The organism is Pseudomonas sp. UME65 (assembly GCF_014170225.1).
GTDB lineage: Bacteria > Pseudomonadota > Gammaproteobacteria > Pseudomonadales > Pseudomonadaceae > Aquipseudomonas > Aquipseudomonas protegens.
In genome coordinates this window covers 1-12,579 of record NZ_LZZQ01000020.1, presented here as the reverse complement: position 1 = coordinate 12,579, position 12,579 = coordinate 1, and the positions used below count along the sequence as shown (strand labels likewise).

11 protein-coding genes are annotated in these 12,579 nt (G+C 58.6%); 9 read left to right on the top strand and 2 right to left on the bottom strand.

Annotated features, from left to right (window positions below):
* Positions 1-231: 231 nt before the first annotated feature.
* Together A9971_RS32770 and A9971_RS32765 are read right to left on the bottom strand one after the other, a co-directional pair.
* On the bottom strand, positions 232-576 hold the full coding sequence (locus A9971_RS32770) for a pentapeptide repeat-containing protein (RefSeq protein WP_011063494.1): 345 nt from the start codon (positions 574-576) through the stop codon (positions 232-234).
* Positions 577-669: 93 nt separating this feature from the next.
* Entirely contained in the window at positions 670-2,226 is a 1,557-nt protein-coding gene (locus A9971_RS32765) for an AAA family ATPase (RefSeq protein ID WP_183000602.1), read from the bottom strand.
* A 115-nt stretch (positions 2,227-2,341) separates the two neighbouring features.
* Here A9971_RS32765 and mrcB point away from each other — a divergent pair, with 115 nt between their 5' ends.
* The 9 genes from mrcB (at position 2,342) to msrQ (ending at position 12,327) form a co-directional block, all read left to right on the top strand.
* Positions 2,342-4,666 carry a penicillin-binding protein 1B gene (mrcB, locus tag A9971_RS32760; protein WP_011063492.1) on the top strand — a complete coding sequence of 775 codons (2,325 nt, stop codon included), beginning with the start codon at positions 2,342-2,344 and terminating at the stop codon, positions 4,664-4,666.
* Positions 4,667-4,682: 16 nt separating this feature from the next.
* Positions 4,683-5,429 (top strand): M48 family metallopeptidase, encoded by a 747-nt coding sequence (locus A9971_RS32755; RefSeq protein WP_011063491.1) that lies wholly within the window; start codon positions 4,683-4,685, stop codon positions 5,427-5,429.
* Positions 5,429-5,764 carry a YqcC family protein gene (locus A9971_RS32750; protein ID WP_011063490.1) on the top strand — a complete coding sequence of 112 codons (336 nt, stop codon included), beginning with the start codon at positions 5,429-5,431 and terminating at the stop codon, positions 5,762-5,764. The genes A9971_RS32755 and A9971_RS32750 overlap by 1 nt, the downstream gene beginning before the upstream one ends.
* A gap of 582 nt (positions 5,765-6,346) precedes the next feature.
* Positions 6,347-8,071 carry an acetolactate synthase 3 large subunit gene (locus A9971_RS32745; protein ID WP_183000601.1) on the top strand — a complete coding sequence of 575 codons (1,725 nt, stop codon included), beginning with the start codon at positions 6,347-6,349 and terminating at the stop codon, positions 8,069-8,071.
* Positions 8,072-8,073: 2 nt separating this feature from the next.
* Entirely contained in the window at positions 8,074-8,565 is a 492-nt protein-coding gene (gene ilvN / locus A9971_RS32740; RefSeq protein ID WP_011063488.1) for an acetolactate synthase small subunit, read from the top strand.
* A 44-nt stretch (positions 8,566-8,609) separates the two neighbouring features.
* Positions 8,610-9,626, top strand: coding sequence for a ketol-acid reductoisomerase (ilvC, locus tag A9971_RS32735; RefSeq protein ID WP_007959661.1), 1,017 nt, complete (start codon positions 8,610-8,612; stop codon positions 9,624-9,626).
* 146 nt (positions 9,627-9,772) lie between these two features.
* The gene (gene pssA, locus A9971_RS32730; protein WP_011063487.1) at positions 9,773-10,630 is read left to right on the top strand and encodes a CDP-diacylglycerol--serine O-phosphatidyltransferase; all 858 of its coding nucleotides are present in this window, start codon (positions 9,773-9,775) and stop codon (positions 10,628-10,630) included.
* A gap of 63 nt (positions 10,631-10,693) precedes the next feature.
* Positions 10,694-11,707 (top strand): protein-methionine-sulfoxide reductase catalytic subunit MsrP, encoded by a 1,014-nt coding sequence (gene msrP / locus A9971_RS32725; protein WP_183000600.1) that lies wholly within the window; start codon positions 10,694-10,696, stop codon positions 11,705-11,707.
* Positions 11,707-12,327: a protein-methionine-sulfoxide reductase heme-binding subunit MsrQ gene (gene msrQ, locus A9971_RS32720; protein WP_183000599.1), complete on the top strand. Its 621-nt coding sequence runs from the start codon at positions 11,707-11,709 to the stop codon at positions 12,325-12,327. The genes msrP and msrQ overlap by 1 nt, the downstream gene beginning before the upstream one ends.
* The last annotated feature ends 252 nt before the right edge of the window (positions 12,328-12,579 follow it).

Here is a 12,579-nt window from a genome sequence, read left to right as displayed (position 1 = left end):
AACGGTCATTTCAGCCGTGAAGTGGCAAAGACTTCACGGCTGAAAAATAGTGGCACTATACTGGCGTCATAAATCCAACACTGGTGACGTCGCCATGAGCCAACCGAAACTTCTCGACACTCCGCTTTACGCCCTGCTGCATAAAGACGACATCGTCGGCTTCAACCGCGAACGCCCGAAAGATCAAGTCCGGCGCTGAACAGAACGCCGGACAAAGACGGGCGGCGGGGGTCAGCGAGTGCGGTAACGCAGGCGGGTGCCGAAATTGACCGACATGAGAATCTCGTCGGCACTCAGTTCCACCGGAAAGTAGGCGCCGGAAATCTGTGCATGGGCGAGGCTAGCGCCTTCCATGGACGAGTTTCTCAAGTCCAGCCCCCGCAGATCCGCGGAGCGAAAGTAGGCGTCAGTGAAATCGATGCCTTGTGCGTTCAGTTCCCGCAGGTCGAGGCCGCGGAAATCCCCGCCGCGCATGTCGATGGGTTGATCTTTCGGGCGTTCGCGGTTGAAGCCGACGATGTCGTCTTTATGCAGCAGGGCGTAAAGCGGAGTGTCGAGAAGTTTCGGTTGGCTCATGGCGACGTCACCAGTGTTGGATTTATGACGCCAGTATAGTGCCACTATTTTTCAGCCGTGAAGTCTTTGCCACTTCACGGCTGAAATGACCGTTTACAGGCCTGGGAGGCGTTGGCGAATATTGGCAACCAGGGCGTCCAGGCTGCCGCTTTCGTTGGTTTCTATGCGCTTGCTGCGCAGCAGCTCTTCGTCGGTCAGCGCTTCGCGAGTGGCTTGCTGGTTGGCAATCACTTCCAAAGTGGCGTCGGATGGATCGTTCTGATCGGCCTGGCGCTGGGCCAGCCAGCTGGCAACCACTGCCTCAGGAGCGTTGCAGTCGATGATCAGGCAGGGCGTACCAGTGGCCTCGGCCACTTTGGCCGCGGCATCGCGCTGGGCACGTTTGAGGTAGGTCGCGTCGATCACTACCGGGAAGCCGGCACGCAGGATGGTTTCGGCGATTTCATGCAGGCGCGCGTAGGTGGCGCTGCTGGCTTCGCTGCTATAGATGCCAGCGTGTGGGTCGTTGGGCACCTGTTGCTCGCCGAACAGGCGCTTGCGCTCTACGTCGGAGCGCAGGCGAATGGCGCCCAGTGCCTCTACCAGGCGCATGGCCACGCGGCTCTTGCCGACCGCCGAAATGCCTGAGGTGATGGCCAGGAAACGCGATGGAATGGTGCTGTAGCTCTCCGCCAGATTGGCGTAGTTGCGGTACTGGCGCAGGGTGGTAGCGCGCTGCACCGGCGTGGCATCGGCAGGCATGCTGAACAGACTGACCTTGGCGCGTACCAGGGCACGGTAGGCCTTGTAGAAATTGAGCAGCTCTAGGCCCTGGTAGTCGCCGGTCAGCTCCAGGTACTGGCTGATGAAGCGTCGCGCCAGGCTCTTCAGGCCGCGGTCTTCCAGGTCCATGGCAAGGAAGCCGGTATCGGCGTAGACGTCGGTGAAACGAAACGGTTCGTTGAATTCGATGCAGTCGAAAATCACCACCTTGCCGTCGATCAGAGTGGCGTTGCCCAGGTGAATATCGCCATGGCATTCACGGATGAAACCTTCGCTCTTGCGTTGGGCCAGCAGAGGCTTGAGGCGTTCGAAGCTGGTTTCGGCCCAGGCTTGCAGGGCTTCAAGTTGTTGCAGATCGGCCTTCTCGCTGAGGAATGGGCGGATTTGTTCGAAGTTCTGACGCACCGGAGCCATCACGCTCTCCGGGGTGCCGGCTTCATGCTTAGCTGGAACCTTGGGCGCGCTGAGGTGGAAGTGGGCGATCTGCCTGGCCATCTCATCGATGTGCGCAGTGGTCAGCTCGCTGTTGGCCTGCAGGGTGCTGAGCAACTGGCTTTGCGGGAACTGACGCATTTTCAGTACGTATTCGATAGCCGGACCATCGCCGCCCAGTACCGGGGCTTCGGCGCTACCGGTGATCGGCAGGACTTCCAGGTACAGGTCCTCGGTCAGGCGCTGGTTCAGGCGCAGCTCTTCGCCGCAGAAGTGTTCGCGGGCGTCCAGGCTGGTGAAGTCGAGGAAGCCGAAATTGACCGGCTTCTTCACTTTATAGGCAAAGGGGCCGGTGAGCAGAACCCAGGAGATGTGGGTTTCGATGACCTGAAACCCTTCTACGGGATGAGGAAACAAGGCGGGGTTTTGCAGGGCAGCGATCAGTGACTGGCTCACAGGCGATCCTTCAGAGTCGGGAAAATCGAGGGCGTCATTATGGCCGCTGAACGCACTAAGGCAAACCTCGGGTGGCGCATGTTGACGATGAATAAAGTGCGTATAATCCGCCGCCATGACTCGTACCCGATCCCCTCGTTCTGCTAAAAAAACGCCGTCTGGTGGCCTGCGCCCCTGGCTGGGCTGGGCCCTCAAGCTTAGTCTGGTCGGTTTGGTGGTGCTTGCCGGCTTTGCGGTTTACCTCGATGCCGTGGTCCAGGAAAAATTCTCCGGCAAGCGCTGGACCATTCCGGCCAAGGTCTACGCCCGCCCGCTTGAGCTGTTCGTCGGACAAAAGCTCAGTAAGGACGATTTCCTTACGGAACTCGACGCTCTGGGTTATCGCCGCGAAAGTGTCGCCAACGGCCCGGGCGCAGCCTCGGTCAATGGCAATACCGTGGACCTGAACACCCGCGGCTTCCAGTTCTATGAAGGGCTGGAGCAGGCTCAGCCGGTGCGCGTGCGCTTCTCCGGCGATTACGTGGCGGAACTGTCCGGCAGCAAGGGGGCCAAGCTCGCGGTGGTGCGCCTGGAGCCATTGCTGATCGGCGGCCTGTACCCGAAGAACCTCGAAGACCGGATCCTGATCAAGATCGATCAGGTTCCGCCGTATCTGCTGGAAACTCTGGTGGCGGTGGAAGACCGCGACTTCTATTCACACCACGGGGTGTCGCCCAAGTCGATTGCCCGTGCGATCTGGGTCAACACCTCGTCCGGCCAGATGCGCCAGGGTGGCAGTACCCTGACCCAGCAGTTGGTGAAAAATTTCTTCCTGACCAACGAGCGCAGCCTGTCGCGCAAGCTCAATGAAGCGATGATGGCGTTGTTGCTGGAGCTGCATTACGACAAGCGCGAGATTCTCGAGGCCTACCTCAACGAGGTCTTCGTCGGCCAGGACGGTCAGCGTGCGGTGCACGGTTTCGGTCTGGCCAGCCAGTTCTTCTTCAGCCAGCCCCTGTCCGAACTCAAATTGCACCAGGTGGCGCTGTTGGTCGGGATGGTCAAAGGGCCTTCCTATTACAACCCGCGGCGCTACCCGGAACGTGCTCTGGAGCGGCGTAACCTGGTGCTCGATCTGCTGGCACAGCAGGGCGTGGCTACCCCGGAACAGGTGGAGGCGGCGAAGAAGATGCCGCTGGGCGTAACCAAGCGCGGCAGCCTGGCGGACAGTTCCTTCCCCGGTTTCCTCGACCTGGTCAAACGTCAGTTGCGCGAAGACTACCGTGATGAAGACTTGACTGAAGAAGGCCTGCGGATCTTCACCAGTTTCGATCCGATCCTGCAGATGAAGGCCGAAGCCTCGGTCAACGACACCTTCAAGCGCCTGGCCGGGCGCAAGGGCTCGGAAGACGTCGAGGCGGCGATGGTGGTGACCAACCCGGAAACCGGTGAGGTCCAGGCCATGATTGGCAGTCGTCAGGCCAGCTTTGCCGGTTTCAACCGGGCCTTGGATGCGGTGCGTCCGATCGGCTCGCTGATCAAGCCTGCCGTCTACCTGACCGCCCTGGAAAAGCCCAGCCAGTACACCCTGACCAGTTGGCTGTCGGATGAGGCGTTCTCGGTAAAAGGTGCAGACGGCCAGGTGTGGAAGCCGCAGAACTATGACCGGCGCTCCCACGGTACGGTGTTCCTGTACCAGGGCCTGGCTCACTCCTACAACCTGTCTACCGCACGGCTCGGCCTGGAAGTGGGTGTGCCCAATGTCCTGAAGACCCTTGGGCGCCTGGGGGTGACCCGCGAGTTCCCGGCCTTCCCATCGATGCTGCTGGGGGCAGGGGGCATGAGCCCGATGGAAGTGGCGACCATGTACCAGACGCTGGCCAATGGCGGCTTCAATACGCCGATGCGCGGGATTCGCAGCGTGTTGACAGCGGAAGGCGAGCCGCTCAAGCGCTATCCCTTCCAGATTCAGCAGCGTTTTGATGCCGGCTCGATCTATCTGATTCAAAGCGCGATGCAACGGGTGATGCGCGAGGGCACCGGCAGCTCGGTGTACAACGTGTTGCCCAAGACTCTAGCGTTGGCGGGCAAGACCGGTACCAGTAACGACTCCCGTGACAGCTGGTTCGCCGGTTTCAGCCAGGACCTGCTAGCCGTGGTCTGGCTGGGTCGCGACGATAACGGCAAGACGCCGTTTACCGGTGCTACCGGCGCCTTGCAGGTGTGGACCAGTTTCATGCGCAAGGCCGACCCGCTGCCGCTGGATATGCCGCAGCCGGACAACGTGGTTCAGGCCTGGGTCGATTCGCGTACCGGGCAGGGCTCCGATGCCAACTGTCCGGGGGCTGTGCAGATGCCGTATATTCGCGGCAGCGAACCGCCTCCCGGTGCTTCCTGTGGGGGAGAAAACCCGGCAGGCGGCGATTCGGTGATGGATTGGGTCAAGGGCTGGATGAACTAAGCGATGAGGGTTTGACGTGAACAAGTGGTGGATTCCAGCTATTACAGCTCTGGCGTTGCTCAACGGTTGCGCCAGTGTGCAGCGCGGCTCTATTCCCGTCGTGGATTCCGGCACTGCCGTGTCCAACAGCGAGCGGATTTCCGCCTCCGGAGGCTTTCGCCAGACGACCATCAAGCGCCCGGCGCAGGCTCAGGCACAGGCGATTCCGGAAGATTCCGGCGTAGTGGTAATGGTTCCGGGCGGTGGCGCTACGGCCTCGGCGCCGATCAGCAGTTCGCCCATTACTCCGGGGCCGGTCACTTCAGGGCCTATTACCCCGGGGCCGGTGGACGGCTCCGGTTATCAGTCGGCACCGATCAGTCAGGGCACTTACAACATGCCCTCTACGCCCAGTGGCATCCCTTCGGCCCGGGCCGGTGGTCTGTCGGCCGATGAGCAACTGGATGGCCCGGTGCTGGCGTTGCTGACCACTGCGCAACAGCAGCAGTCCAGTGGTGACTTGAACGGTGCTTCTTCCAGCCTCGAGCGAGCGCAGCGTGTTGCGCCACGCGAGCCGCAGGTGCTGTATCGCCTGGCTCAGGTACGCATGGCCCAGGGGGATGCGCCCCAGGCCGAGCAGTTCGCTCGCCGTGGCCTGAGCTTTGCCAACGGCCGCCCTGATCTCCAGGCAAGCCTGTGGGAGCTGATTGCCCAGGCGCGTGAGAAACAGGGTGATGCCGCAGGTGCAGCGCAGGCGCGCCAGAAAGCTCGGGTTTCGCTGTGATGGATGGGCGCTTTCCCAGGATCGCCGAGCAGTTGCTGCTGATCGAGCGTGAGTTGCGTGTGCAGGGCCTGTGGGACGACGCTGTACCCAGCGCCGAGGCACTGGCCAGCACTCAGCCCTTTGCCGTGGATACTCTGGAGTTCGAGCAATGGCTGCAGTGGATCTTTCTGCCCCGCATGAAGATGATTCTGGAGCAGGATTTGCCGCTGCCCAATGCGTCAGGTATTCAGGAAATGGCCGAGATGGTGTTCTCCACTCGCCCGATGCAGGGGCGCGATCAGCAGTTGCGAGTTCTGCTCAAAGAGTTTGATCAGCTCATCGTTGCTACTCGCTGAAACACGACTGCCAGGTATGCCTGGCAGTCGCCTCCCTCCATGCTGCCCACTTCAGTCTCGCTCTCTCGAGGTGACAACTTCGGAGGGTTCATGTCTATCCGTGCATTGCTGTTGTTGCAGTGCATGACGTTCCTCTCGGCTCTCTGGCAATGGGGTTTCGCCCAAAGTCCGGGTTCGCATTTCTGAGTTGCTTGCCGAAGATTGCGCAATTGAAGCGCAGACCGCAGTCGTTTTTGGGTTTTTTCTTGCGTTCTCATGCGCTTAGTTCGAATTAACCACATAGACGACTTGACTTGAAGAGGACGAAACAGAAGAATCCAAAGTCCGCTGTAGAGGGACTGCCAGAAGCAGACCCACTCAGCAGATCATGAGGCGCACATCCGCGCCGAAGTGCTACACCCGCAACGCGTTACCTCGCGCTGGGTGGGAAAACCCCGCAACACTTTGGGGCGCTCCCAATACTTGCTCAGTCAGTGCTGACGTAGTCGGCGACCACCGTCGCTCATGCTCTGCTGAGAAGTAAACCTATTAAGACCCGCTCCCTTTTGAGGGCGGTATTCTGGCGTTTTAGAGGTGAACAACGTGGAGCTTTTATCTGGCGGTGAGATGCTCGTCCGCTTTTTGCGTGACGAAGGCGTCAAATATATCTACGGGTACCCGGGTGGTGCTCTCCTTCATGTTTACGATGCCCTGTTCAAAGAACCGGAAGTGACCCACATCCTGGTTCGTCACGAACAAGCGGCGACCCATATGGCTGACGGCTATGCCCGTGCCACCGGTAAAGCCGGCGTGGTACTGGTGACCTCCGGCCCGGGCGCGACCAATGCCATTACCGGTATTGCCACCGCCTATATGGACTCGATTCCCATGGTGATCATTTCCGGCCAGGTGCCCAGCACCATGGTGGGCACCGACGCGTTCCAGGAAACCGACATGATCGGTATCTCCCGGCCGATCGTGAAGCACAGCTTCATGATCAAGCACGCTTCGGAAATCCCGGAAGTCATGAAGAAAGCCTTCTACCTGGCGCAATCCGGTCGTCCTGGTCCGGTGGTGGTCGATATCCCCAAGGACATGACCAACCCGGCTGAAAAGTTCGAATACGTTTTCCCCAAGAAAGCCAAGCTGCGCTCCTACAGCCCAGCTGTTCGCGGTCACTCCGGGCAAATCCGCAAGGCGGCAGAAATGCTCCTGGCGGCCAAGCGCCCTGTGCTTTATGCAGGTGGCGGCGTGATTCTCGGCGGCGGTTCCGCACCGCTGACCGAACTGGCCAAGATGCTCAATCTGCCAGTGACCAATACCTTGATGGGCCTGGGCGCCTATCCGGGCACCGACCGGCAGTTCGTGGGCATGCTCGGCATGCACGGCAGCTACACCGCCAACCTGACCATGCACCATGCCGACGTGATCCTGGCCGTGGGCGCGCGCTTCGATGACCGGGTGATCAACGGTGCACCGAAGTTCTGCCCGAATGCCAAGATCATCCATATCGATATCGACCCGGCTTCCATCTCCAAGACCATCAAGGCCGATGTGCCTATCGTTGGTCCAGTGGAGAGCGTCCTGACCGAAATGGTCGCGGCACTCAAGGAAATCGGCGATACCCCGAACAAGGAGACGGTCGCCAGTTGGTGGAAGCAGATCGAAGAGTGGCGTGGCGATCGCGGCCTGTTCCCTTACGACAAGGGCGACGGCAGCATCATCAAGCCACAGACCGTGATCGAAACCCTGTGCGAAGTCACCAAGGGCGATGCCTATGTGACCTCCGACGTGGGGCAGCACCAGATGTTCGCGGCGCAGTACTATCGGTTTAACAAGCCCAACCGCTGGATCAACTCCGGTGGCCTGGGCACCATGGGCTTCGGTTTCCCGGCGGCCATGGGCGTGAAATTGAGCTTTCCGGATAATGATGTCGCCTGCGTCACCGGTGAAGGCAGTATCCAGATGAACATCCAGGAGCTGTCGACCTGTCTGCAGTACGATCTGCCGGTCAAGATCATCAATCTGAACAATGGTGTGCTGGGGATGGTGCGCCAGTGGCAGGACATGAGCTACGGCAGCCGTCATTCGCACTCCTACATGGAATCGCTGCCTGACTTCGTCAAGCTGGTCGAAGCCTATGGTCACGTGGGCATGCGTATCACGGATCTGAAGGATCTGAAGCCGAAGATGGAAGAAGCGTTCGCCATGAAGGATCGCCTGGTGTTCCTCGATATCCAGGTCGACACCAGCGAGCACGTCTATCCGATGCAGATCAAAGACGGCTCCATGCGCGATATGTGGCTGAGCAAGACGGAGCGTACTTAATCATGCGGCACATTATTTCCTTGCTTCTGGAAAACGAACCGGGTGCTCTGTCTCGTGTTGTAGGTCTGTTCTCGCAACGCAACTACAACATCGAAAGCCTGACGGTGGCGCCGACTGAAGACCCGACACTGTCGCGTCTGACCCTGACCACCGTTGGCCATGACGAGATCATCGAGCAGATCACCAAGAACCTGAACAAGCTGGTTGAGGTGGTGAAGCTGGTAGACCTGTCGGAAAGCGCGCACATCGAGCGTGAACTGATGCTGGTCAAGATCAAGGCCACTGGCGCCCAGCGCGCCGAGGTCAAGCGCACTACCGATATTTACCGTGGGCAGATCGTTGATGTCAGCGCCAGCGTGTATACCGTTCAACTGACCGGTACCAGCGACAAGCTCGACAGCTTCATTCAATCGATCGGCACCGCATCGATTCTGGAAACCGTACGCAGTGGTGTCACCGGGATTGCCCGTGGCGACAAAGTACTGAGCATCTAACTCAAATTAGCGAATGGCCGGACGGCCTGATATAGGGGAAATTCATGAAAGTTTTCTACGATAAAGACTGCGACCTGTCGATCATCCAGGGTAAGAAAGTTGCCATCATCGGCTACGGTTCCCAGGGCCACGCTCAAGCATGCAACCTGAAGGATTCCGGCGTTGATGTGACTGTCGGCCTGCGTAAAGGCTCGGCTACCGTTGCCAAGGCTGAAGCCCACGGCCTGAAAGTGACCGACGTTGCTGCAGCCGTTGCCGGTGCAGACCTGGTCATGATCCTGACCCCGGACGAGTTCCAGTCCCAGCTGTACAAGAACGAAATCGAGCCGAACATCAAGAAGGGCGCTACTCTGGCCTTCTCCCACGGCTTCGCGATCCACTACAACCAGGTTGTGCCTCGTGCCGACCTCGACGTGATCATGATCGCGCCGAAGGCTCCAGGCCACACCGTACGTTCCGAGTTCGTCAAGGGCGGTGGTATTCCTGACTTGATCGCGATCTACCAGGACGCTTCCGGCAACGCCAAGAACGTTGCCCTGTCCTACGCCGCAGGCGTGGGCGGCGGTCGTACCGGCATCATCGAAACCACCTTCAAGGACGAGACTGAAACCGACCTGTTCGGTGAGCAGGCTGTTCTGTGTGGCGGTACCGTCGAGCTGGTCAAAGCCGGTTTCGAAACCCTGGTTGAAGCTGGCTACGCTCCAGAAATGGCCTACTTCGAGTGCCTGCACGAACTGAAGCTGATCGTTGACCTCATGTACGAAGGCGGTATCGCCAACATGAACTACTCGATCTCCAACAACGCTGAATACGGCGAGTACGTGACTGGCCCAGAGGTCATCAACGCCGAATCCCGTCAGGCCATGCGCAATGCTCTGAAGCGCATCCAGGACGGCGAATACGCGAAGATGTTCATCAGCGAAGGCGCTACCGGCTACCCATCGATGACCGCCAAGCGTCGTAACAATGCCGCTCACGGTATCGAGATCATCGGCGAGCAACTGCGCTCGATGATGCCTTGGATCGGTGCCAACAAAATCGTCGACAAAGCCAAGAACTAAGTTCGAGTCTTGTCAGGGAAAACGCGGCCTAGGCCGCGTTTTTTCGTTTGCATGGATAGGTTCTGGTATAAAGCTGGATCCTTTGTGGCCGAATCGCGGCCCTGGGTATCTGTCGAAACTTTTCACACCGTTGCAAGGTAATGTCCATGAGCGAACGTCCCGAAGAGCCAAACCAGGCCTCTGACGCCGAAAGCCTGCTACCGATCGATGAGCATGTCGAAGAAGGGCATGACGCTGAAGGCCGTAAAGTCCGGCATCGTGGTATCTATCTTCTGCCGAATCTGTTCACCACTGCGAACCTGTTCGCGGGGTTCTATTCCATCATTAGCTCCATGAGCGCCCAGAGTGCAATGAGTGCCGGAGATGCGGCCGGGGCGAGCAAGTACTTTGCCTTCGCCGCGATCGCCATTTTCGTGGCCATGGTGCTCGATGGCCTGGATGGGCGTGTTGCCCGCATGACCAACACACAGAGTGCTTTTGGCGCTGAATACGACTCGCTGTCCGATATGGTTGCATTCGGCGTAGCGCCGGCGTTGTTGGCCTTTGGCTGGGCTCTGGGTGACATGGGCAAGGTTGGCTGGATGGTCGCCTTCATCTATGTGGCAGGCGCGGCCTTGCGTCTGGCGCGTTTCAATACTCAAGTCGGTACTGCCGACAAGCGTTATTTCATCGGGCTTGCCAGCCCGGCAGCGGCGGGTGTGGTGGCTGGTATCGTCTGGGCATTCAGCGACTACGGGATCCAGGGGTCGAAGATGTCGTTCCTGGTGGCGTTGATGGTGGCCGCCGCAGGCATGCTGATGGTCAGTAACATCAAGTACAACAGCTTCAAGGACCTGGACCTGAAAGGGCGCGTACCTTTTGTGGCGATCCTGGCGGTGGTACTGGTGTTTGCAGTGGTGTTCAGCGATCCGCCGCGCATTCTGCTTTTGGTGTTCCTCGCCTATGCGGCGTCGGGCCCTATCCAGTACCTGTTGCACCTGCGTCGTCGCAAAAGCGTCGAGTGATGTAATTTCCCCCATACTCCGCAGTCTATTGGTACATCTGTCCTCCAATACTGCGGAGTTGCCATGTTATTCAAATTCCCCAAGTCGTCCGACTGCAATGAGTCTGAGGTTACGCCCGAATCTCTTTACCTCTCTCGACGCAGCCTGCTCAGTGGTGCGGTTGCGGGCATGGCGTTTGCCAGCTTGCCGCGATGGGCAGCAGCACAGGACGCGTCGCGTTATGCCGATGTTGAGCCGGGCCAGACTCCCGCGTGGTTCTCCGACAAGCTGTCGACCACTCAGTGGCAAGCAGTAACCGTCAGGGATGAGGCGATCACGCCTTTCAAGGATGCGACTCACTACAACAACTTCTACGAATTCGGCACTGACAAGGGGGATCCGGGGGCCAACGCGGGTGCGCTCAAGACTCAGCCGTGGAGTGTGGTCGTGGATGGTGAGGTGGCTAAGCCAGGCCGCTACGCCCTGGAAGATTTCATGAAGCCCTACTCGCTGGAGGAGCGTATTTATCGACTGCGTTGCGTAGAGGCCTGGTCGATGGTGATTCCCTGGATAGGTTTTCCAATCTCTGCCTTGCTCAAGCAGGTGGAGCCCACCAGCAGCGCCAAGTTCATTCGCTTTGAAACGTTGCAGGATCCCAAGAGTATGCCGGGCCAGCGCTCCGGCTTTGCCTTGATCGACTGGCCCTATGTCGAGGGATTGCGTCTTGATGAGGCAATGAATCCATTGGCGATTCTTGCAGTGGGGATGTACGGGCGTGAACTGCCTAACCAGAATGGTGCGCCGCTGCGCCTTGTAGTGCCTTGGAAATATGGCTTCAAAAGTGTGAAGTCGATTGTGCGCATCAGCCTGGTCAGCGAGCAGCCCAAGACTACCTGGCAGAGCATTGCGGCCAACGAATATGGTTTTTACGCGAATGTGAATCCGACGGTTGATCATCCACGCTGGACCCAGGCTCGGGAACGACGTCTACCCAGCAGTCTGTTCAGTCCCAATGTGCGGGAAACCCAGATGTTCAACGGTTACTCGGATGAAGTCGCTTCTTTATATAGCGGCATGGATCTGCGGAAGAACTACTGATGCGTTATTCGTTCTGGCGTATCGGTGTCTTTATCGCTGCGGCTATCTGGCCTCTGTATTGGCTGTATGAAGCCTGGGCTTCGGTCCTGGGGCCGGACCCGGGCAAGGTACTGGTTGATCGTCTGGGGTTGGGCACGCTGATGCTGTTGTTGATCACCTTGGGCATGACTCCTTTGCAAAAACTCACGGGGTGGTCGGGCTGGATCGCTGTGCGCCGACAGTTGGGGTTGTGGTGCTTCGCTTATGTAGTGCTGCACCTGAGTGCTTATGGGGTATTCATCTTGGGGTTGGACTGGTCGCAGCTGGGAGTTGAGTTGCGCAAGCGCCCCTATATCTTTGTCGGAAGCCTGGGGTTCCTCTTTCTGTTGTTATTGGCTGTGACGTCCAATCGTTATAGCCAGCGTCGCTTGGGGGCGCGTTGGAAGAAGCTGCATCGCCTGGTTTATTTCATCCTGGGGCTGGGGCTGCTGCATATGCTATGGATTGTCCGGGCGGACCTGAAGGAGTGGGCGGTCTACGCTTCTATAGGGGGGCTGTTGTTGTTGCTGCGTGTTCCCCCTGTAATGCGCCGGATTCCGCGCTTAATCGCAAAGAAAGCATCTTCTGCAACAAAATCGTAATTAACCCTTGACGGCAGATTCTACAGGTCTATAATTCGCCCCACTTCCGGCGCAGTCGAAACGGAAAACTCCTTGAGATTCAACGAGTTACGCAGTTTTCGACAGCGGTTACGCTTCAGTTCATCGAAGCCAGAAGCAGTTGGTAAGGCAGTCAGTTTTCGCCTTATTAACGATTCGATCCTCTCGATCGAAAGCGGTTGAAAAGAGGTGTTGACAGCAGCGTGTAACGCTGTAGAATTCGCCTCCCGCTAA